Here is a 21,976-nt window from a genome sequence, read left to right on the forward strand (position 1 = left end):
AATCCCAGATACAAAAAACCGAGCTCAGCGCTCGGTTTTTCCTTCATTTAACTGTTAGCACAGGCCATCAGTCAATGATTAAGCAAGAAGCTCTTTCGCTGTGTTTACTACGTTTTCAGTAGTGAAACCGAACATCTTGAATAGCTCACCTGCTGGTGCAGATTCGCCGAACGTTGTCATACCGATGATCTTGCCACCGAAGCCAACGTATTTGTACCAGAAGTCAGCGATGCCAGCTTCTACTGCGATACGCGCTGTAACATCAGATGGAAGTACAGACTCACGGTATTCAGCGTCTTGCTTGTCGAATGCGTCAGTTGCAGGCATAGATACTACGCGTACAGCTTTACCTTCAGCGGTTAGTTGTGCAGCAGCTTCAACTGCAAGCTCAACTTCAGAACCAGTTGCAATGATGATTAGCTCTGGCTTGCCTTCACAATCTTTCAGGATGTAACCACCCTTAGCGATGTTAGCAACTTGCTCAGCATTACGATCTTGTTGTGCAAGGTTTTGACGAGAGAAGATTAGAGATGAAGGACCATCTTTACGCTCAATAGCCAGTTTCCAAGCCACTGCAGATTCAACTTGGTCACATGGACGCCATGTGCTCATGTTTGGAGTCAGACGTAGAGAAGCGATCTGCTCAACCGGTTGGTGAGTAGGGCCATCTTCGCCTAAGCCGATAGAATCGTGCGTGTAAACTTGGATGTTCTGAACTTTCATCAGAGCAGCCATACGCATTGCGTTACGCGCGTATTCCATGAACATTAGGAACGTTGCGCCGTATGGCACGAAACCACCGTGCAGAGCGATACCGTTCATGATAGCCGTCATACCGAATTCACGTACACCGTAATGGATGTAGTTACCAGAAAAGTCAGTTGCTTCAAGAGACTTAGAACCAGACCACATAGTCAGGTTAGAAGGCGCAAGGTCAGCAGAGCCGCCCATGAATTCTGGAAGCATTTGACCAAACGCTTCTAGTGCGTTTTGAGATGCTTTACGTGAAGCGATGTTTGCTGGGTTAGCTTGAAGATCAGCAATGATTGCGTTTGCTTTCTCTTCCCACTCAGCGGGTAGCTCGCCGTTAGTACGACGTTTGAATTCAGCTGCTAGCTCTGGGTAAGCCGCTGCGTATGCGTCAAACTTCGCGTTCCACGCTGCTTCTTTCGCTGCGCCTGCTTCTTTCGCATTCCACTCAGCTGCGATATCTGCTGGGATTTCGAAAGGACCGTGTTCCCAACCCAATGCTGCTTTAGTTGCTGTGATTTCATCAGCGCCTAGTGGAGCACCGTGACAGTCATGCGTACCCGCTTTGTTTGGAGAACCAAAACCGATGATAGTTTTAGTACAGATAAGCGTTGGACGAGGATCCGCTTTAGCCGCTTCAATCGCTGCGTTGATAGCATCAGAGTCGTGACCATCTACTGCTGGGATTACGTGCCAACCGTATGCTTCAAAACGCTTAGGTGTATCGTCAGAGAACCAACCTTCAACTTCACCATCGATAGAGATGCCGTTGTCATCCCAGAAAGCAACCAGCTTACCAAGACCTAGCGTACCTGCTAGAGAACATGCTTCGTGAGAGATACCTTCCATCAGACAGCCATCACCCATGAATGCATAAGTGTAGTGGTCTACGATGTCGTGGCCTTCTTTGTTGAACTGTGCCGCCAGTGCTTTCTCAGCCATTGCCATACCAACAGCGTTAGTGATGCCTTGACCTAGAGGACCAGTCGTTGTTTCGATACCAGGAGCGTAACCGTACTCAGGGTGACCTGGAGTCTTAGAGTGCAGTTGACGGAAGTTTTTAAGATCTTCAATTGAAAGCTCGTAACCTGCTAGGTGAAGCAGAGAGTAAATCAGCATTGAGCCGTGGCCGTTAGACAGGATAAAACGGTCGCGGTCAGCCCATTCTGGGTTTGCTGGGTTGTGGTTCAAGTGGCCACGCCAAAGAACCTCAGCGATGTCAGCCATGCCCATAGGTGCGCCTGGGTGGCCTGAATTTGCTTGTTGAACACCGTCCATGCTAAGTGCGCGGATTGCATTGGCTAGATCTTTACGAGAAGGCATGTCTGCTCCTGGATACATAAGCGATTTAAAAAAGAGATAATTGCTAAAGTTTTCATTTTTATTAGCGCGGGTATTCTCTCAAACGACTATTGCGACTGCAAACGTTTTACTGGCATTTTAACGGTCATTTTTCGCAATTTTCGAACATTTACATCACTTGGCAGTGGCTTATCTCGATCGATACGCAAACGATTAGTTATGACATATCATAAAAAAGAGCTTGTAATTCGACCGCTGGAATTTAGAATAGCCGTCTAGATGTAGAAACACCTACAAAATATACTGTATTTAATGGCGGCGCTTCCTAGCTTGCGACGCCATAAACTATTTACACCAAAAACTAAAAGTGGAGCTCTCATGGCTAAGCACCTATTCACTTCTGAATCTGTTTCAGAAGGCCATCCAGATAAAATTGCAGACCAAATCTCTGATGCTGTTCTTGATGCCATCTTGGAACAAGATCCAAAAGCACGTGTTGCTTGTGAGACTTACGTTAAAACCGGCATGGTTATGGTTGGCGGTGAAGTAACAACGTCTGCATGGGTTGATATCGAAGAAATCACTCGTGAAACAGTACGTGAAATTGGTTACGTTCATTCTGACATGGGCTTTGACGCTGACTCTTGTGCTGTTTTAAACACAATTGGTAAGCAGTCTCCAGACATCAACCAAGGTGTTGATAAAGAAGACCCTAAAGAGCAAGGCGCAGGCGACCAAGGCATCATGTTTGGTTACGCGACTAACGAAACTCCTATCCTAATGCCAGCTCCAATTACTTACTCTCACCTTCTTGTTAAGAAGCAAGCTGAAGTACGTAAGAGCGGTAAGCTTGACTTCCTTCGCCCAGATGCGAAATCTCAAGTTACTTTCCAATACGACCAAGGTAAGATCGTTGGTATCGATGCTGTTGTTCTTTCTACTCAACACTGTGATTCAGTAACAACGCCTGACCTACGCGAAGCAGTAATGGAAGAAATCATCAAGCCAGTACTTCCTGCTGAGTGGATCAACAAAGATACTAACTTCTTCATCAACCCAACAGGCCGTTTCGTAATCGGTGGCCCAATGGGTGACTGTGGTTTAACTGGTCGTAAGATCATCGTTGATACCTACGGCGGCGCAGCTCGTCACGGTGGCGGTGCATTCTCAGGTAAAGATCCATCAAAAGTTGACCGTTCTGCAGCTTACGCAGCACGTTACGTTGCGAAAAACATCGTTGCTGCTGGTATGGCTGACCGTTGTGAGATTCAACTGTCTTACGCTATCGGTGTTGCTGATCCAACATCTATCATGGTTGAAACGTTCGGTACTGAGAAAGTAGCACACGAAATCATCATTGAAGCTGTTCGTCAAAACTTCGACCTACGTCCATACGGCCTTCAAGAGATGCTGAACCTTCTTCAGCCTATCTACAAGCAAACTGCTGCATACGGTCACTTCGGTCGTGAAGAGTTCCCTTGGGAAGCGACTGACAAAGCAGCAATCCTTGCGGACTTCGCTGACCTAAAATAATTTAGCCACTGCGATGTGTTCCTTTAAAGCCCTTACTGCTTAGTAAGGGCTTTATTTTTATGTACTTACCGAACTTTCACTCACAATACCCTTCCCTAACGCCCTTCTTTACCGTTAACCACTTAGTATAAAAAGCCGCTGATAATTTGTGTTTTCTAGCACTACTGACAATAGTTAAGGTAACTCCTAGGCGATCAAGCTCACATTTAACTTAAATTAATTCAGTCTGATAACGCTCGTTAAATGCACGCTAGAACAATAACTGGGATGACAAAGAGCAATTTAGCTCAACACCATAACTCTCACACAAGCCACATCGATGAGCCTTATGGAATTATAACTAGGACGTTATTTAACTAGGGGGATCTATGCCTCGTACCGCGCACCCATCCGAACTGAACGATAAAAAACACAAGGTCAGCGATAAGGATTACGCTCGCACCATTCCTTGCAACCAAATCAGTATTTCCGCACCCTTTCATTGGTTGTCGCTTGCTCTGCATGACTTAGTAAGAATGCCATTAATCAGCGCATTTTACGGATTGTGCTTTATGGGAGCGGCAATTGCGATTGTTCAACTTGTCCAATGGCAAGGAACACACTTAGTCGTGATGCCAAGCCTGATCGTGTACATGCTGATAGGGCCGTTTCTTGCCCTAGGCTTGTATGACGCAGCTTGGGAAAGAGAAAAAGGCCATAACGCCAGCCTACTGCACTCAATGAAAGCCATCACTCGCAACTCGACCCACCAATGGGCCTTTGCGATTGTGTTGATGGTTGCGATGATATTCTGGATGCGTATCGCTGCGTTATTGCACGCGCTCTACCCTTCAGTGCAAGGCGCACCATTGGCTGAGTTCGCTCCCTTCTTAATTACGGGTTCTGTGATTGGTTTTGTCATCGCAAGCCTCATATTTAGCATCTCAGCATTTTCAATTCCGTTAATGATGGAGAGACGCGTTGATGTGATGAGTGCAATTTTCACTAGCTTTAATGCCGTGAAATCGAACATTCCTGCAATGGTGGTTTGGGCAAGTATTATTTGTGCCGGTATTCTGGTGGGTTTTGCCACCTACGGCATCGGAATGATCGTCACCATGCCGCTACTTGGTTATGGTACATGGCACGCTTATCACGAGATCATTAAGAAAAAACATCACGTGTAAAGCATCGCTAGATCAAAAAGCAATGTTATGATGAGGCCTTGGCTTAAACGCTGAGGTCTTTTATTTGGAGTTAACAACGTTTGTCTTACACCCCGCAACAACATCGAGCAAATAAGAAATTGGCCGAGTGCCTAGCTATCGCAAATCAACATTTCTCTCGTGAATTTCCACACCCAACTATCACCTTCAAGTTAAGAGGTAAAGCAGCGGGAAAGGCCTACCTTCAGCTCAACGAAATTAAGCTCAACCACGTACTATTTTCTGAAAATGAAGACGCCTTCATCAACGAAGTTGTGCCCCATGAGCTCGCACACCTAATCACGCATCAGGTTTTCGGACGTGTTAGGCCTCACGGAAACGAGTGGAAATACGTGATGGAAAAGGTATTCAACGTTCCAGCCAAAACAACTCACAGCTTTGAAATCGCGTCAGTTCAAGGGAAAACCTTTGAATATCGATGTGAGTGCACCACTTACCCATTATCAATCAGACGACACAACAAAGTACTTCGGAATCAATCGACCTACCGATGCCAATTGTGCCAGCAAACCTTAGCTTTCACGGGAACTCAACTAAGCTAGTGACAGGTTGATTTACTCGGTAGAACAAATCTAATAGAGAGATCTAACATTTGAGTGCTAGACTGATGTTTATCATACTTTTATCAGTCTTTTTCTATGCAAAAACTCACCTTCAAAGCATTTGGCCTACCTGTATCTTTTTACTTAACAATAGTATTTGGCCTACTGGTAACCCAAAGCGTTCTCGCCGCACCACCGAGCTCATTTTCCAAAGCAAAAAGAGAAGCGGTGAAGATTTACCTCGACCATCCGACTTCATTTTATTGCGGCTGTGACATTACTTGGAAGGACAAAAAGAAAGGCATTCCCGACCTTGATGGCTGTGGCTATCAAGTCCGAAAACAACAAAAGCGGGCGAGTCGAATTGAGTGGGAACACGTGGTTCCAGCTTGGCAATTTGGCCACCAGCGTCAGTGTTGGCAAGATGGTGGGCGCAAGAACTGCACTCGCAATGACAAAATATTCAAATCCATGGAAGCCGACCTTCACAACCTAACTCCGGCCATTGGCGAGGTTAACGGTGATCGCTCCAACTACAACTTCAGTCAGTGGAATGGCATGGATGGTGTGAGCTATGGTCAGTGTGAAATGCAGGTCAACTTCAAGCAGCGTAAAGTTATGCCGCCAGACAGAGCAAAAGGCTCTATCGCGCGTACTTACCTTTACATGAGCCAAGAGTATGGTTTCAAACTATCTAAGCAACAAACCAACCTAATGATGGCGTGGAACAAGCAATTTCCTGTCGACAAGTGGGAATGTACTCGTGATGAGCGAATCTATGCCATCCAAGGTAATCACAACCCATTTGTTTACCCTGCTTGTAAATAACGTCGCTCGTACAATCAACATTCCTAACTATCTCAAACAAGAGTTTCAGAATTGCCCCTGAAACTCTTGCTCTACCCTTGTTTTTTCAACTAAAAGCATCCATGTTAGGCAGAGACAAAATACCCAAATGAACATATTTATAGGTTTACCAGCATGAGAATCCCTCGTATTCATCACCCAGAACGCATTCATCAGTTAGGTTCACTCGCTTTAGGCGAAGATGCCGCGGGTCATGTTGGTCGTGTCCTTCGCATGAAAGAAGACCAAGAAGTCCTTCTATTTGATGGCAGTGGCGCTGAATTCCCTGCGACGATAGCCGAAGTATCAAAGAAAAATGTCACCGTTAATGTTTCTGAACGCATCGAACGCAGCAGCGAATCTCCGTTAGACTTACATTTAGGCCAAGTGATTTCACGTGGCGACAAAATGGAGTTCACGATTCAGAAATCGGTTGAGCTTGGTGTGAACACCATTACCCCTTTAATTTCAGAGCGCTGTGGCGTTAAGCTTGATACAAAACGCTTCGAGAAAAAACTCGCACAGTGGCAAAAGATTACTATCGCGGCGTGTGAACAGTGTGGCCGCAATACGGTTCCAGTCATTCGCCCTATCATGCAACTTGAAGAGTGGTGTAGCGAACCGAGTGAAGCATTAAAGCTGAACTTACATCCTCGTGCAAAATACTCAATTAATACCCTTCCAGAACCTATCAGTAAGGTACGCCTATTGATCGGCCCTGAAGGTGGCTTGTCGGCTGAAGAAATCGGCATGACAGAACAATACAAATTTGAAGAGACGCTACTCGGCCCACGTGTACTTCGTACCGAAACAGCAGCTCTAACCGCAATTACTGCCTTACAAGTCCGTTTTGGCGATCTAGGCTAGGAGAAAAAAATGATCAAACTTGGCATCGTAATGGATCCAATTTCATCCATTAACATCAAAAAAGACTCTAGCTTTGCCATGATGCTTGAAGCTCAGCGTCGTGGTTACGAAATCCATTACATGGAAATGGATGATCTACATTTAGATCAAGGCGTAGCCATTGCTGACACTAAGGTTGTTGAACTAAAAGAAGATCCAAACGGTTGGTACGAGTTCAAATCAGAACAGACTATCGCGCTATCCGATTTAGATGCGGTACTAATGCGTAAAGATCCTCCGTTTGATACTGAGTACATCTACGCAACTTACATTCTTGAGCGTGCTGAAGAGAACGGCGCACTGATCGTCAACAAACCACAAAGCCTACGTGACTGTAACGAGAAGTTGTTCACGGCATGGTTCCCTGAACTGACACCGACCACCATCGTGACTCGTAAAGCTGAAAAAATTAAAGCGTTCCGAGAAGAACACGGCGACGTGATTCTAAAACCACTTGATGGCATGGGCGGCGCGTCTATCTTCCGTGTGAAAGAAGGCGATCCAAACGTATCAGTTATTATTGAAACCTTGACCAACCACGGTCAGAACTACGCAATGGCACAAACTTTTGTTCCAGACATCAGCAATGGTGATAAGCGTATTCTTGTGGTTGACGGTGAGCCAATGCCTTACTGTCTAGCGCGTATTCCTGCAAAAGGGGAAACTCGAGGTAACCTTGCTGCTGGCGGTACAGGTGAAGCTCGTCCTCTAAGTGAAACAGACTGGGCTATCGCAAGAGCAGTTGCTCCAGCACTGAAAGAGAAAGGCTTAATCTTTGTTGGGCTTGATGTTATCGGCGACAAGCTGACTGAAATTAACGTGACTAGCCCTACTTGTATCCGTGAAATTGAAGCCGCTTTTGATATTTCAGTTACAGGTAAATTAATGGATGCAATTGAGCGTCGCGTTAACGCTAAATAGCCTAAACTAAAGAAAGCCTTAGCTATTCGAAAACACAGAAATATCTAGGCAAAGAACAATGAGCGGCTTTACGCCGCTCTTTTTCCTTTACTGGGAACACACTGGCAGGAGGCTCTATGAATTTAACGAACCACTTTCTGGTTGCTATGCCCGGAATGAAAGACCCATACTTTCAAAATTCGGTGATTTACCTTTGTGAGCACAATGACGAAGGCGCGATGGGTTTGATGATCAACGCCCCTATTGATGTCACTGTCGGTAGCATGCTTAAGCAAGTTGAGGTTGATTCTGATCAGCCAAAACCCAACCAAGCAAGTCTTGATAAGCCTGTATTGAATGGTGGACCGGTCGCAGAAGACCGTGGATTTATTTTGCACAAACCTAAAGGCAGCTATCAATCCAGCATCAACATGACAGATCAAATCTCGGTGACGACTTCAAAAGATATCTTGATGGTGTTGGGCACAGAAGATGAGCCGATGAATTATTTAGTCGCACTTGGGTATGCAGGATGGGAACCGGGACAACTGGAAACCGAACTGACCGAGAACTCATGGTTAACCGTTGAAGCCGATCCGAAGGTCATCTTCGATACACCGATTTCTGACCGCTGGAAAGTCGCCGTGCAGATGTTAGGAATAAATGCGGCTCAGCTTTCAGCAGACGCTGGCCACGCCTAGTTCAAATCAGCTAAATAAAATAAACAGACACTCTCAAACACAGATAAATTTGGAAACCCCATGTCACGAACAATTATGGCATTTGACTACGGTACAAAAAGTATCGGCAGTGCGATAGGACAAGAAATCACGGGCACCGCAAGCCCTCTAAAAGCTTTTAAAGCCAAAGATGGCATCCCAAATTGGGACGATATCGAAAAACAAATTAAGGAGTGGCAGCCGAACCTGATTGTAGTCGGCCTTCCTACCGACCTTCATGGTAAAGACTTAGCAACCATTACACCTAGAGCGAAGAAGTTCGCTAACCGCCTTAAAGGACGATTTGGTGTCGATGTTGAACTACATGATGAAAGACTCTCGACCACAGAAGCAAGAGCCGACCTTTTTGAAATGGGCGGCTATAAAGCGCTAAGCAAAGGCAATGTCGATAACCAGTCTGCAGTCGTCATTTTAGAGAGCTGGTTTGAAGCACAATATTCATAACGAAAATTAAGAGCTCAAAGATTAAACTCCTTTGTGATCCTATAATGATATTACGACGTAATGTCGAAGCAATTCATTATTAGGTAAGTGGGAGTTCACATGAAAATTTTTCTAGCAATCTTCGTAGCTCTAGCAATATCAGCATGCAGTTCGACAAGCTCCAATAATGCAGGTTATATGAATCATACTTCGACTGACGCAGACGTAATCAGCGAGCCTAAGAACAAGAAGCGTTGATAATACAGACGCAGTCGAACGATGAATATGATGAACGCCTGATTTTAACCTAGAATCAAATCAGGCGTTTTTTATCACCCCATATCTATCTTCACACCAGCCAACGCCCCAGTTCCGTAGTCGTCATCACCACGTCTAGTTTTGAGCATTAAGCGCAAGTCATTAGCAGAATCGGCACTGTGGAACGCATCCTCTTCGCTGATCTTGCCTGCTATCACTAAATCATACAAAGCTTGGTCAAAGGTCTGCATACCTATCTCTTTCGATTTAGCCATGGTTGCTTTCAGTTCGTGTAGTTCACCACGACGAATCAAGTCAGAAACACGAGGGCTATTCAGCAGAATCTCGAATACACCATGACGCCCGCTGCCATTCTTGTCGCGAATGAGTTGCTGAGCGACGACACCACGCAGGTTCATCGATAGGTCAAACAAGAACTGTTCTTTCTGCTCTTTCGGCACCAAATGAAGAATACGCTCTAGCGCTTGGTTAGCGTTATTGGCGTGCAAGGTTGCCATACACAAGTGACCCGTTTCAGCAAAGGTCATCGCGTATTCCATGGTCTCACGGCTACGGATTTCGCCAATCAAGATCATGTCTGGTGCTTGGCGTAGCGAGTTCTTAAGCGCGACTTCGTAACTCTCGGTGTCGAGCCCGACCTCACGCTGCGTCACGATGCACTTTTTATGTTCGTGCACAAATTCAATAGGGTCTTCAACCGTCAAGATATGTCCCGAGCGATTGGTGTTGCGATAGCCTGTCATTGCAGCCATTGAGGTCGATTTACCAGAGCCTGTCGCACCAACCACCAGCACAAGTCCGCGCTTAGCTATTGATAGGTCCTGTAGTACATCAGGAAGCTTTAGTTGCTCAAAGGTTGGGATGTTAGTCTCGATACGTCGAATGACCGCTCCAGGTAGCTCTCGCTGAAAGAATGCACTGACACGAAAACGACCAAAGTCACGCACAATCGCAAAATTAGCCTCACGCGTTTGCTGATATTCATCACGTCGGTCTTGTTCCATCATCGCATCAAGTAATTGAGCAACTTGAGCCGCATTCAGCTTCTCTCCTTGGGGGCGTAATTCACCATCCACACGAAAAAGGATTGGCGCATCAACCGTGATATAAAGATCCGATGCCTTTTGAGAAAGCATTCCCTCAAGGATTTGATTCAATTCCATTGTGTCCACCTTGATTAAAACATTGAGGTTTCAATTTCGATCTTTTTCTCGACCTCTTCCGAATCAACCAAGCCCTGCGCCATCAGCTGCTTCGCATTTTGTTCCATGGTCTGCATGCCGTGCGCTGCGCCCGTTTGAATGATCGAGTACATCTGAGCGACCTTATCTTCACGAATCAAGTTTCTGATCGCCGGTGTTGCCATCATGATTTCATGACACGCCACACGACCACCACCAACACGCTTTAGCAGCTTCTGGGCTATCACCGAGCGCAGTGATTCAGACAACATCGAACGAACCATATCTTTATCGCTACCTGGGAACACATCGATAATACGGTCGATCGTTTTAGCCGCAGAACTGGTGTGCAGAGTACCAAAGACCAAGTGACCCGTTTCTGCTGCGGTTAACGCTAAGCTAATCGTCTCTTGGTCACGAAGTTCACCAACCAGAATCACGTCTGGGTCTTCACGTAAGGCACTGCGCAGTGCCGCTTTAAAACTGTGAGTATCACGGTGAACTTCACGCTGGTTGACTAGGCATTTATTATTGGTGTGAACGAATTCAATCGGGTCTTCAATCGTCAGAATATGCTTATTGTGGTTGCGATTTACGTAATCAACCATCGCCGCAAGAGTCGTTGATTTACCAGAGCCAGTTGGACCAGTGACGAGCACTAACCCTTTTTCGTAGTTAGCAATCCTTTCGAAGATCTCAGGTGCACCTAACTGATCTAAAGTCGGGATTTCGACAGGGATAGTTCGAAAGACAGCTGAGCAGCCACGGGCTTGGTTAAACGCATTAACACGAAAGCGACCAACATTGGGTAATTCAAAAGAGAAGTCGACTTCCAGTTTTTCTTCAAACTCGCCGCGTTGTGAATCGCTCATGATCTCAAAAACCAAACGATGCACATCAGCATGACTCAAAGCTGGGATTCCAAGCTTCCTTACTTCACCATCTATACGTACCATTGGAGATACACCCGCAGAAAGATGTAGATCTGACGCGTTATGCTTTACACTAAAATCTAGTAACTCAGTGATATCCATTTATTTTCCCTTAAGTAAAGTCAGCTATGAGTAGTATTCAACAAAATATCGAACAAATCACCTCACAGATTCGTAGTGCTGAGCAAAAGTGCGGACGAGCTCCAGAGTCCGTGCAACTTTTAGCCGTCAGCAAAACTAAACCTATTGATGCGATTCTAGAAGCCGCACTCGGAGGCCAAGTTGCCTTTGGTGAAAACTATGTTCAAGAAGGTGTAGATAAAGTAAAACACTTTTCAGAACAACATTCTAACCTAAATTTAGAGTGGCATTTTATTGGTCCAATTCAATCCAATAAAACCCGCCCAATCGCGGAAAGCTTTCAATGGGTGCATTCCGTCGATCGCGATAAGATCGCACAAAGGCTTAATGATCAACGACCAAGCGAACTTCCACCTTTGCAAGTGTTGATTCAGGTAAACACCAGTGGTGAAGAGTCCAAATCTGGAACCTCAGAAGAGACAGTTTTTGCACTCGCGGAGTTGATTTCATCGCTCCCCAACCTCACCTTAAGAGGATTGATGTCGATTCCTGCAAACGTATCTGACTATCAATCTCAGCTTAATGCATTTTCTCAACTGGCAGAGCTTAAAGACAAGCTAGCCGCGAAGTATTCAGACATTGATACCCTTTCGATGGGGATGAGTGGTGATATGGATGCAGCAGTTGAGGCTGGCAGCACCATGGTTCGTATTGGAACAGCTATTTTCGGCGCTCGTGATTACGCGAAATAGCCGTAGTAAGTAACGACAAGTACAAGTATTGATACCGCTTCGCCTTATCCGCGCAGCGACACGCTCAGGATTTTATATATGGTACATAAGAACATCGCCTTTATTGGGGCGGGAAACATGGTTCGCTCAATTGTAGCTGGCTTAGTTGCTAGTGGTTACCCAGCGCAAAAGATTACTGCGACAGCACCTTCAGAAACCAGAAGGCTGCCGTTAGAACAAGAATACGGCATCAATACCACCAGCGATAATATTGCAGCAGCAGAGCAAGCAGACGTTGTTGTGTTATCCGTGAAGCCACAAATGATGGCTGATGTATGTAAACCCTTACAAGATATCGACTTCAGCAACAAACTGGTTATCTCAATTGCCGCGGGTATTAATGCGAATCGACTTAATGAGATGTTAAACTGCCAACTGAACCTTGTTCGTGTGATGCCAAACACGCCATCACTGCTTGGTAAAGGGATGAGTGGTCTTTATGCCGATGCAACTGTCAGCCAAGATGATAAAGACTTTGCTTCTCAGCTGATGCAAGCTGTTGGTGAAGTAAGTTGGGTTGAACAAGAGTCTGGAATCAACAACATCATTGCGGCGGCGGGTAGCGCTCCGGCTTACTTCTTCCTGTTTATGGAAGCGATGCAAGCTGAAGCAATCAAGCAAGGTTTTGACCAAGAAACCGCTCGTAAGCTAGTGCAGCAGTCTGCATTAGGCGCGGCAGAGATGGTGGTAGCGAATCCAAATACTGAATTATCGACACTGCGTGAACAAGTGACATCCAAAGGCGGCACGACCGCAGAAGCACTACGCACGTTTAACGAACATCAACTATCAGACATCGTAGCAAAAGCCATGCAAGCGGCGGTTGCTCGAGCTGAAGAGATGGAAAAACTGTTTTAGTACCAATCAAGGTAAACAAGCATTTTGCCGCTCTGGTTATATCTAAGCGACAAGTAAATCCGAAAAAGGAAACAATATGAACTCGATGAGCTTTCTGATCTCGACCGTTTTTGATCTTTACATCATGGTTGTGATCTTGCGTATCTGGCTACAAGCATCACGTGCAGATTTCTACAACCCATTCTCACAATTCATCGTAAAAGCGACACAACCGGTTGTTGCCCCACTACGCCGAGTTATTCCATCAATCGGCAGCCTTGATCTAGCGACCGTTGTTTTCGCTTATGTGCTGTGTGTACTTAAGTTCGTTGCTCTAAACCTGATTATCTCTGGCGGCGCTGCCGTTTTCGATATTAGCTTCCTTATCTTTGGTGCACTGTCTCTGCTCAAAGCGACTGGTGGTTTGATCTTCTGGGTTCTACTTATCCGTGCAATCCTAAGCTGGGTAAGCCAAGGTCGTAGTCCAATCGAGTACGTATTCCATCAACTGACTGAACCAATGCTAGTGCCTATCCGCCGTATCCTTCCGGACATGGGTGGTTTCGACCTAAGCGTACTGGTTCTGTTCATTGTTCTGCAATTTGCGAACTTCCTAATGGGCGACATGATTGGCCCTATTTGGTATCAGCTATAATTCAAGTACAAACATCAGGTACTTTGACGATGCCAAAAGCGGTTTGGGCCGAGGAAGACGATATTCTTCTTAGGCTCTATATCCAACCCAAAGCAAGCCGAGACAAAATTGTCGGCTTGCACGGTCAGGAACTGAAAATTGCCATTACTGCACCACCGGTTGATGGCAAAGCCAATGCCCATTTAGCGAAATACCTTGCGAAACAGTTTAAGGTCGCAAAAGGGCAAATTAAGATAGAAAAGGGAGAGCTCGGTAGGCACAAGCAAGTTCGAATATGCTCGCCAAGCCAAATCCCAACTGAAGTCAAAGCCATCCTATGATGGCTTTTTGCTATTTATTGGAGTCATTATGCGTTTATGGATAACAGCACTACTCACCGCTCTTGTTGCCTTACCAAGCTCAGCAGGGCAATTTAAGAACATTAAGGATGTCGAGGTTCATTACTCGGCTTTTAATTCCACGTTCTTAACTTCGCAAGTCGCTAAGCAATACAAACTTAAGCGAAATGGATACTCAGCAATCCTCAACATCAGCGTGTTAGACAAGGCTTCTCTAGGCAAGCCTGCGACAACGGCTAAAATTACGGGAACAGCGAAGAACCTCGTTGGAAACACCCGTACTTTGAAGTTTCGAGAAATCAAAGAAGGCGATGCGATTTATTACCTTGCTGAGTTCCCCGTAACTCACGAAGAAAACATCACCTTCGACATCGATGTGAACGCAGGCCTAAAAGGCACTGGTCCACTGCGTTTCACACAGAAATTCTATATAGAAGAGTAAGCTCAAACCTTACTTTTCATTTATTAACTTATTTAGAGCTACATTCCCATGAGTAAGATTGTTTTAGCAACAGGCAACCAAGGTAAAGTTCGCGAGATGGCAGATATTCTGTCTGAGTTTGGTTTTGACGTTGTCGCGCAAAGTGAATTTAACGTTTCAGAAGTCGCTGAAACAGGAACGACTTTCATTGAAAATGCCATCATCAAAGCTCGCCACGCAGCGAAAGAAACAGGGCTGCCAGCCATTGCTGACGACTCAGGTTTAGAGGTTGATTACTTAAATGGTGCGCCAGGTATCTATTCAGCGCGTTACTCAGGTGAAGGGGCAACCGATAAGCAGAACATCAAAAAACTATTAGATGCGATGCAAGGTGTGGAAACTGAAAAGCGTACTGCGCGTTTCCACTGTGTGTTGGTGCTAATGCGTCACGAGAATGATCCAACACCTCTAGTGTGTCACGGTAAATGGGAAGGTCGTATTCTTACTGAAGAACACGGTGAGAATGGCTTTGGCTACGATCCTGTGTTCTTTGTACCAGAAGATAACTGCGCCTCAGCAGAGCTTGAATCTTCGCGTAAGAAGCAACTATCACACCGTGGTAAAGCGCTTGCGTCACTATTCAAGACTCTCAAGGAGCAAGCTCTGTAATGCACAATGCAGCGCTAATACCACCCGCACTTAGCCTCTATGTACACATCCCATGGTGTGTACAAAAGTGTCCGTATTGTGATTTTAACTCTCACGCTCTGAAAGCCGAGATCCCTGAAAAAGAGTACATCGATGCACTGCTTGAAGATCTCGATACTGATATCGAAAAATATCAGCTCAATGGTATGCCTCGCCCACTGCATTCGATCTTTATTGGTGGCGGTACCCCAAGCCTGTTTTCTCCTGAAGGAATTGGCCGATTGTTACAAGGCATTGAACAGCGCATCCCGTTCAAACCTGAAATAGAAATCACCATGGAAGCCAACCCGGGAACTATCGAAGCTGAGCGTTTTGCAGGTTACCAAAAGGCAGGCATTACTCGAATCTCGGTGGGTGTGCAAAGTTTTGAGCAAGAGAAACTGGAAAGACTTGGGCGTATTCATGGTCAAGATGAAGCGGTAAATGCTGCTCATTTAGCGCATAAGATTGGATTGAATAGTTTCAATTTAGACTTAATGCACGGCTTACCCGAACAGAGTATTGAACAAGCGTTGGCTGATTTGGATAAAGCGATAGAACTCGACCCTCCGCACTTATCTTGGTATCAGCTAACAATAGAACCTAACACCATGTTCTATTACAAAACACCAACGCTGCCTGATGATGATGACCTTTGGGATATCTTCGACCTAGGCCATAAGAAGCTCGCAGACGCAGGGTATGTGCAGTACGAAATTTCAGGCTACAGCAAGCCGGGATATCAGTGCCAACATAACCTCAACTACTGGCGCTTTGGTGACTATCTAGGTATTGGCTGTGGCTCTCATGGCAAGCTGAGCTTTACAGATGGACGCATTGTTCGTACCACTAAGGTTAAGCACCCTAGAGGCTATCTAGCTGCGTACCAAAACATGGTAAAACCTTATCTATCAGATGAATTTGAAGTGCCGAATGAAGACCGCCCTTTTGAATTTTTCATGAACCGCTTTAGGTTAATGGAAGCATGTCCAAAGCAGGATTTCATTGATACGACAGGGCTTGGTTTTGACTCGATTCAAAAAACGATTGAATGGGCAAAAGAGCTAGGCTACTTGAAGGAAACCGACACTCACTGGCAGATCACTGAAAAAGGAAAGCTGTTTCTCAATGATCTGTTAGAAGCCTTTATGGCAGAAGAAGACGAGTAGTTCGAGATTCGAGAAGCATTGCGTAAGGGTTGGCTTTAGGGTCAACCCTTTTTGTTTTATAGCCCTCTCTCGGAGCGAAGCGTTCTATAGGACAACGTCCGTGCTCGAATCTTTCTCTTAGAAAATAGAACGACCAATTCGCTCTGAAAGCAACTCTAGAGCCTTAGTACCTGCGAGCGAGTTGCCAGAAGGATCAAGCTCTGGAGACCACACCGCAATCGTCATTTCGCCAGGAACGATAGCAATAATACCGCCACCAACGCCCGATTTTCCTGGCATACCAACACGGTAGGCAAACTCACCAGCCCCATCGTACAAGCCACACGTCGCAAGCAAAGCATTCAACCGCTTGGTTTGAACTGGCGTGATGATCTCTTTCTTGGTTTGAACCGACACGCCTTTGTTTGCTAAATAGCTAAAGGTTTTTGCCAAATCCACACACGTCATTTTAAGCGCACAAGCGTGGAAGTAGTTATTCAGAACTGGGATAACATCATTCTCAAAATTACCAAATGAACGCATCAAATAAGCAATGGCAGCATTACGATCGCTGTGCATCATTTCTGAAGCCGCTACCACCTTGTCATACACAATATGAGTATCACCCGATAACTGACGCACAAACTCTAACAAGCGGTGCCTAGGCGCAGACAAGCGGCTTTGTAGTAGGTCTGCAACGACAATTGCCCCCGCATTGATGAACGGGTTGCGGGGAATACCATACTCCATCTCAAGCTGAATCATCGAGTTAAAGGCTTGACCAGAAGGCTCTTTGCCTACTCTTTGCCAAATCTCTTCAGGCTTATATAGCACCATAGCTAGCGTCAGGCTCAAGGCTTTAGAAATAGATTGCACAGAAAATGCTTCTTCAGCATCGCCTGCTTTAATCACCTCACCTTCATTGGTGTATACCGCGATCGCCAGTTTCTGGTTCGATACGCGAGCCAGTGCAGGGATATAATCAGCGACCTTTCCCTGTCCAATTAAAGGACGAACTTCGTCTAAGATCTCGGCCAAAATAGCTTGAGTTGGTTTCATGTGCGCTTACTTCTATATTGTTATTTTTGTAGGGGTGTAACATATACCAATCGTAGTAAATAACTGTTCACTCTAGCTTGTTAAAATGCTCGATAACTGCGTTAGAATTTTTGATTGTAGAGTAACTACTTATCGAAAAATGCTGCCTTGTTCTCAAGCCTTTTTCCTACGCTATTTCTGATCACTTACTTACTGTGATTGGTATTACTTTCTGTCGTTAAGCCTTTACTGAAATAAAAGCCTAAGGACAAAAAAGCCAACATTACAATAATGTTGGCTTTAATCAATCCCATAAAGTGTAGGGGTTAAACCCTAAGTCGGATTACCCTTCACTTAATTTGATTCGAAGTTACTTAGTACGCTTGAACTTAATGTCCCAAACACCATGACCTAAACGGTGGCCACGAGCTTCAAACTTAGTTAGCGGGCGCTCATCCGGACGAGGGATGTAATCACCATCTTCAGCGATGTTTTCGAAGCCTGGAGCTACGTTCATCACTTCAATCATATGTTCTGCGTAGTTTTCCCAGTCTGTTGCCATGTGGAAAACACCAGTATCAAGTTGAAGCTTGCCGCGAACCATCTCTGCAAACTCAGCCTTAACGATACGACGTTTATGGTGACGAGCTTTGTGCCATGGGTCAGGGAAGAACAGTTGCAGAGTATGCAGGCTGCTATCTGGGATCATGTGTTCAAATACTTCTACAGCATCGTGACACATTACACGCAGGTTAGTTACGCCAGCATCGCGAGCTGTACCTAAACACGCACCAACACCCGGGCTATGAACTTCAATACCTAAGAAGTTTTTCTCAGGTGCGTTCTTTGCCATTTCAACCAGTGATGCACCCATACCGAAGCCAATCTCTAGTACAACCGGGTTATCGTTGCCAAATACTTCTTTCCAGTTAAGAAGCTCTGGGTTGTAGTCGATACCCATTGTTGGCCAACATTCATTCATCGCGTTCTCTTGGCCTTTTGTTAAGCGGCCTTCGCGGCGAACAAAGCTACGGATCTTACGAACCAGTTTGCCGTCTTCAGTATATTCGTTAGTGGTCACTTCACTCATTGATTTTTGCCTGCACATTGATTAATCAAAGCGGGGATTATCCAAAGAATTGCCTCCGGTGCAAGTCTTTCCGTGGATAAATTCCCACACAATTTGTCTGTTTTACATCCAACGTTAAGTGTGGTGCAATTTCGCTTCTAATAATAGCAAAGCATAGAGCATGTCGTGACTCCTTTCGCAACCGCCATATTAAAGTGGTATGACGCCTACGGGCGTAAAGAATTGCCTTGGCAACAAAACAAAACCGCCTACACCGTTTGGCTATCTGAAATCATGCTTCAGCAGACTCAGGTTGCTACGGTGATTCCTTACTACCAACGCTTCTTAGAACGCTTTCCAACGGTTATCGACCTAGCGAACGCCGAACAAGATGAGGTACTCCACTTATGGACAGGGCTTGGTTATTACGCACGAGCTCGCAATCTACATAAAGCAGCCAAGATCGTTGCTGAGCAATATGGTGGTGAATTTCCGCTGTCTATCGAAGAGATGAACGCGCTACCGGGGATTGGTCGCTCAACAGCAGCAGCCGTCTTATCATCGGCTCATAAACTTCCTCATGCGATTCTTGATGGCAATGTAAAACGAACGCTTGCGAGAAGTTTTGCCGTTGAAGGTTGGCCGGGGCAAAAGAAAGTCGAAAACCAGCTTTGGGAACACGCCGAAGCACATACTCCGAACAAAGATGTCGATAAGTACAACCAAGCAATGATGGACATGGGTGCCATGGTTTGTACCCGTAGCAAGCCTAAGTGCACCTTGTGCCCGATTGAAAGCATGTGTGAGGCCAAGAAGCTCGATAGACAGCTCGACTTCCCTGGCAAAAAGCCTAAGAAAGAAAAGCCAGTAAAAGACACATGGTTTGTGATTCTGTATCACGACAACCAAGTGTGGCTCGAACAGCGCCCTCAATCTGGTATCTGGGGAGGGCTATTCTGTTTCCCTCAAAATGAAAATGCAGAGTTCGAACATCAGTTAGATCTTCGCTCGATCAAAGATGCTGAAACCGAGTCAATCAAGACCATGATTGCGTTTAGGCACACTTTCAGCCACTACCACTTAGATATCACGCCAGTATTAGTGAAATTAGATAAACAACCAGATTTGATAATGGAAGGGACTAAAGGTCTCTGGTATAACTTATCAAAACCGGAAGAAATTGGCCTAGCTGCTCCTGTAAAGCAACTTATTGAGAGCCTACCCTTTGAACTGAACGACGCCGTTTGAATCAACGAACGCCATAAGAGGAACCACTATGAGCCGCACTGTATTTTGTGCTCGCCTTCAAAAAGATGCTGAAGGCCTAGATTTTCAACTTTACCCAGGTGACTTAGGTAAACGTATCTTTGACAACGTGTCTAAAGAAGCTTGGGGACAATGGCAAAGCAAGCAAACAATGCTGATCAATGAAAAGAAGCTAAACATGATGGATCCTGAACATCGTAAACTTCTTGAAACTGAGATGGTTAACTTCCTTTTCGAAGGTAAAGATGTCGTAATTGATGGCTATACTCCACCAAGCGAATAAGACATTTATTTAAGCAATTTTTAATGACATCATGGTTAACGCTGCGATGTCATTTTTGTATGAGGAACTATGAAAAAGCTAAGTTACTTCCTAACAGCCATGTTATTGACTGGCTGCAGCCGTGAATTTGTCGAAAGCATTTATGATGTTAATTATGAGCCGACCAACCGATTTGTAAGCAATTTGGCAGAGCTACCCGGTCAGTTTGAAAAAGACACCGGAGCACTAGACTCTTTGATTAATAGCTTTTCTGGCAATATCCAAAAGCGCTGGGGTAGCAGTGAAATCAAGATGGCAGGTAAGAGTAACTATGTGAAATACATAGATAATTACTTAAGTCGTTCAGAAGTGAATTTTAGCCAAGGCCTGATAACGGTGGAAACGGTTTCCTCTACCGAACCGAAAAAACACCTCAAAAATGCGATCATGACGACCCTTTTGACGCCAGATGATCCGGCGCATGTCGATCTATTCTCTTCTAAAAGCATCAAGCTAGAAGGCAAACCTTTCCTCTATAATCAGGTCGTAGACCAAGAAAAAAAGCCCATTCAATGGACTTGGCGAGCGAACCAGTTTGCGGATTACCTGATCGCGAATAACCTAAAAACCAAAGAAGTCGACTTTAAAAAAGCCTACTACGTTGAAATCCCAATGGTGGCCGACCACGCTAGCCAGCGTAGTTATCAATATGCCGACATCGTTCGACGAGCGTCTCAGCGTTATGACATCCCTGAAGATTTAATCTACGCTATCATCAAGACAGAGAGTAGCTTCAACCCGTACGCCGTAAGCTGGGCTAATGCTTATGGTCTTATGCAGGTGGTACCTAAAACCGCTGGTCGAGATGTATTTGAACACGTCAAAAAGAAACCTGGTGAACCAAGCCCTGAGTACTTATTCAATCCAGAAAACAACATTGATGCTGGCACCGCATACTTTTACATCCTTAAAAATCGTTATTTGAAAGACGTAAAAAACCCATTAACGCTTGAATACAGTATGATTTCAGCCTATAACGGCGGTACTGGTGGCGTACTCAATACCTTCAGTAAGGACAGAAAGCGAGCAATGCAAGACTTAAACTCGCTGCAACCGAGCCAAGCCTACTGGGCGCTTACCAAGAAGCATCCAAATAAAGAGTCGCGCCGATACCTCGAAAAAGTAACGCAATTCAAAAAAGAATTTAACCAAGGTAAAACATAACCCTCACTTTTGAATAAAAAAACAACGAACGAACGGTTTTTTTAATTATTTTCAAAAAAGGAGTTGACGGTTATGCAGAAAATCCGTTTAATAGCGCTCCGTTGCCCGGATAGCTCAGTCGGTAGAGCAGAGGATTGAAAATCCTCGTGTCGGTGGTTCGATTCCGCCTCCGGGCACCACAATTTGATTTGTTGGTGTCAACACTCTTTAACAGGGAGTAACAACACGGACAAAGCATAAAGAATTTAGTGTGCCGACTTAGCTCAGTAGGTAGAGCAACTGACTTGTAATCAGTAGGTCACCAGTTCGACTCCGGTAGTCGGCACCATTCTTTTGCCTCGATAGCTCAGTCGGTAGAGCAGCGGATTGAAAATCCGCGTGTCGGTGGTTCGATTCCGCCTCGAGGCACCATTATTTGGTACTTAACAAATAATGGTCTTTATAGACCTGATGTTGAGACAAGTAATTCCCCTTTAGTTCAGTTGGTAGAACGGCGGACTGTTAATCCGTATGTCGCAAGTTCAAGTCTTGCAAGGGGAGCCATTTTTAAAGGACTTCATTTTATATGAGGTTTTAATTGAAGAGTTTAACTCTTTAAGCAAAGAATTTAGTGTGCCGAC

Annotated in this window: 24 protein-coding genes and 4 tRNA genes; 23 read left to right on the forward strand and 5 right to left on the reverse strand. The window is 45.2% G+C overall.

Annotated features, from left to right (window positions below):
• Positions 1-78: 78 nt before the first annotated feature.
• A complete protein-coding gene (gene tkt / locus AB4249_RS14600) occupies positions 79-2,073 on the reverse strand; it encodes a transketolase (RefSeq protein WP_048605833.1) in 1,995 nt (664 codons plus the stop codon).
• A 357-nt stretch (positions 2,074-2,430) separates the two neighbouring features.
• Here tkt and metK point away from each other — a divergent pair, with 357 nt between their 5' ends.
• The 9 genes from metK (at position 2,431) to AB4249_RS14645 (ending at position 9,405) form a co-directional block, all read left to right on the forward strand.
• The gene (metK, locus tag AB4249_RS14605) at positions 2,431-3,585 is read left to right on the forward strand and encodes a methionine adenosyltransferase (RefSeq protein ID WP_372057954.1); all 1,155 of its coding nucleotides are present in this window, start codon (positions 2,431-2,433) and stop codon (positions 3,583-3,585) included.
• A gap of 368 nt (positions 3,586-3,953) precedes the next feature.
• Positions 3,954-4,751, forward strand: coding sequence for a DUF2189 domain-containing protein (locus AB4249_RS14610; protein WP_017067802.1), 798 nt, complete (start codon positions 3,954-3,956; stop codon positions 4,749-4,751).
• 80 nt (positions 4,752-4,831) lie between these two features.
• Complete coding sequence (locus AB4249_RS14615; RefSeq protein ID WP_102427897.1) at positions 4,832-5,332, forward strand: SprT family zinc-dependent metalloprotease; 501 nt, start codon at positions 4,832-4,834, stop codon at positions 5,330-5,332.
• Between the two features lie 96 nt (positions 5,333-5,428).
• Entirely contained in the window at positions 5,429-6,160 is a 732-nt protein-coding gene (locus AB4249_RS14620; RefSeq protein ID WP_017063198.1) for an endonuclease, read from the forward strand.
• A 153-nt stretch (positions 6,161-6,313) separates the two neighbouring features.
• Positions 6,314-7,045: a 16S rRNA (uracil(1498)-N(3))-methyltransferase gene (rsmE, locus tag AB4249_RS14625; RefSeq protein ID WP_372103735.1), complete on the forward strand. Its 732-nt coding sequence runs from the start codon at positions 6,314-6,316 to the stop codon at positions 7,043-7,045.
• Positions 7,046-7,054: 9 nt separating this feature from the next.
• A complete protein-coding gene (gene gshB, locus AB4249_RS14630) occupies positions 7,055-8,005 on the forward strand; it encodes a glutathione synthase (RefSeq protein ID WP_004735482.1) in 951 nt (316 codons plus the stop codon).
• A 116-nt stretch (positions 8,006-8,121) separates the two neighbouring features.
• Positions 8,122-8,685: a YqgE/AlgH family protein gene (locus AB4249_RS14635; protein ID WP_102333139.1), complete on the forward strand. Its 564-nt coding sequence runs from the start codon at positions 8,122-8,124 to the stop codon at positions 8,683-8,685.
• A gap of 60 nt (positions 8,686-8,745) precedes the next feature.
• On the forward strand, positions 8,746-9,168 hold the full coding sequence (gene ruvX / locus AB4249_RS14640) for a Holliday junction resolvase RuvX (protein ID WP_017062240.1): 423 nt from the start codon (positions 8,746-8,748) through the stop codon (positions 9,166-9,168).
• 99 nt (positions 9,169-9,267) lie between these two features.
• On the forward strand, positions 9,268-9,405 hold the full coding sequence (locus AB4249_RS14645; protein WP_170791814.1) for a hypothetical protein: 138 nt from the start codon (positions 9,268-9,270) through the stop codon (positions 9,403-9,405).
• Positions 9,406-9,479: 74 nt separating this feature from the next.
• Here AB4249_RS14645 and AB4249_RS14650 read toward each other — a convergent pair whose 3' ends face one another.
• A complete protein-coding gene (locus AB4249_RS14650; protein WP_017062241.1) occupies positions 9,480-10,589 on the reverse strand; it encodes a PilT/PilU family type 4a pilus ATPase in 1,110 nt (369 codons plus the stop codon).
• Positions 10,590-10,603: 14 nt separating this feature from the next.
• Entirely contained in the window at positions 10,604-11,641 is a 1,038-nt protein-coding gene (locus AB4249_RS14655) for a type IV pilus twitching motility protein PilT (RefSeq protein WP_017062242.1), read from the reverse strand.
• 26 nt (positions 11,642-11,667) lie between these two features.
• Between AB4249_RS14655 and AB4249_RS14660 the strand changes: the two genes are divergently transcribed.
• The 7 genes from AB4249_RS14660 (at position 11,668) to hemW (ending at position 16,518) form a co-directional block, all read left to right on the forward strand.
• Positions 11,668-12,372 (forward strand): YggS family pyridoxal phosphate-dependent enzyme, encoded by a 705-nt coding sequence (locus tag AB4249_RS14660; RefSeq protein WP_017062243.1) that lies wholly within the window; start codon positions 11,668-11,670, stop codon positions 12,370-12,372.
• Positions 12,373-12,450: 78 nt separating this feature from the next.
• Complete coding sequence (gene proC / locus AB4249_RS14665) at positions 12,451-13,269, forward strand: pyrroline-5-carboxylate reductase (protein WP_372103738.1); 819 nt, start codon at positions 12,451-12,453, stop codon at positions 13,267-13,269.
• A gap of 76 nt (positions 13,270-13,345) precedes the next feature.
• Positions 13,346-13,903 (forward strand): YggT family protein, encoded by a 558-nt coding sequence (locus AB4249_RS14670; protein WP_372103741.1) that lies wholly within the window; start codon positions 13,346-13,348, stop codon positions 13,901-13,903.
• 29 nt (positions 13,904-13,932) lie between these two features.
• Positions 13,933-14,223: a DUF167 family protein YggU gene (gene yggU / locus AB4249_RS14675; RefSeq protein ID WP_248402209.1), complete on the forward strand. Its 291-nt coding sequence runs from the start codon at positions 13,933-13,935 to the stop codon at positions 14,221-14,223.
• 28 nt (positions 14,224-14,251) lie between these two features.
• On the forward strand, positions 14,252-14,683 hold the full coding sequence (locus AB4249_RS14680) for a DUF4426 domain-containing protein (protein WP_017062246.1): 432 nt from the start codon (positions 14,252-14,254) through the stop codon (positions 14,681-14,683).
• Between the two features lie 48 nt (positions 14,684-14,731).
• On the forward strand, positions 14,732-15,331 hold the full coding sequence (locus AB4249_RS14685; protein ID WP_017062247.1) for an XTP/dITP diphosphatase: 600 nt from the start codon (positions 14,732-14,734) through the stop codon (positions 15,329-15,331).
• Positions 15,331-16,518 (forward strand): radical SAM family heme chaperone HemW, encoded by a 1,188-nt coding sequence (hemW, locus tag AB4249_RS14690; RefSeq protein ID WP_017067796.1) that lies wholly within the window; start codon positions 15,331-15,333, stop codon positions 16,516-16,518. The genes AB4249_RS14685 and hemW overlap by 1 nt, the downstream gene beginning before the upstream one ends.
• Positions 16,519-16,635: 117 nt before the next feature.
• On the opposite strand, the gene glsB is transcribed toward hemW, so the two are convergent.
• Positions 16,636-17,556: a glutaminase B gene (gene glsB, locus AB4249_RS14695; protein ID WP_372103744.1), complete on the reverse strand. Its 921-nt coding sequence runs from the start codon at positions 17,554-17,556 to the stop codon at positions 16,636-16,638.
• A gap of 349 nt (positions 17,557-17,905) precedes the next feature.
• Entirely contained in the window at positions 17,906-18,625 is a 720-nt protein-coding gene (gene trmB / locus AB4249_RS14700; RefSeq protein ID WP_017062250.1) for a tRNA (guanosine(46)-N7)-methyltransferase TrmB, read from the reverse strand.
• A gap of 165 nt (positions 18,626-18,790) precedes the next feature.
• Here trmB and mutY point away from each other — a divergent pair, with 165 nt between their 5' ends.
• The 7 genes from mutY to AB4249_RS14735 all read left to right on the forward strand — a co-directional run bounded on the left by mutY (position 18,791) and on the right by AB4249_RS14735 (position 21,899).
• Positions 18,791-19,852 carry an A/G-specific adenine glycosylase gene (mutY, locus tag AB4249_RS14705; protein WP_372103747.1) on the forward strand — a complete coding sequence of 354 codons (1,062 nt, stop codon included), beginning with the start codon at positions 18,791-18,793 and terminating at the stop codon, positions 19,850-19,852.
• A gap of 28 nt (positions 19,853-19,880) precedes the next feature.
• The gene (locus AB4249_RS14710; RefSeq protein ID WP_010435637.1) at positions 19,881-20,153 is read left to right on the forward strand and encodes an oxidative damage protection protein; all 273 of its coding nucleotides are present in this window, start codon (positions 19,881-19,883) and stop codon (positions 20,151-20,153) included.
• 69 nt (positions 20,154-20,222) lie between these two features.
• Positions 20,223-21,356 (forward strand): membrane-bound lytic murein transglycosylase MltC, encoded by a 1,134-nt coding sequence (gene mltC / locus AB4249_RS14715; protein WP_372103749.1) that lies wholly within the window; start codon positions 20,223-20,225, stop codon positions 21,354-21,356.
• 103 nt (positions 21,357-21,459) lie between these two features.
• A tRNA-Phe gene (locus AB4249_RS14720) sits at positions 21,460-21,535 on the forward strand.
• 73 nt (positions 21,536-21,608) lie between these two features.
• Positions 21,609-21,684 (forward strand) — tRNA-Thr (locus tag AB4249_RS14725).
• 7 nt (positions 21,685-21,691) lie between these two features.
• Positions 21,692-21,767: transfer RNA gene (locus tag AB4249_RS14730), tRNA-Phe, on the forward strand.
• A 56-nt stretch (positions 21,768-21,823) separates the two neighbouring features.
• Positions 21,824-21,899, forward strand: a tRNA-Asn gene (locus AB4249_RS14735).
• Positions 21,900-21,976 lie beyond the last annotated feature (77 nt).

It is taken from the genome of Vibrio sp. 10N.261.55.F4 (genome assembly GCF_041470465.1).
GTDB lineage: Bacteria > Pseudomonadota > Gammaproteobacteria > Enterobacterales > Vibrionaceae > Vibrio > Vibrio crassostreae_C.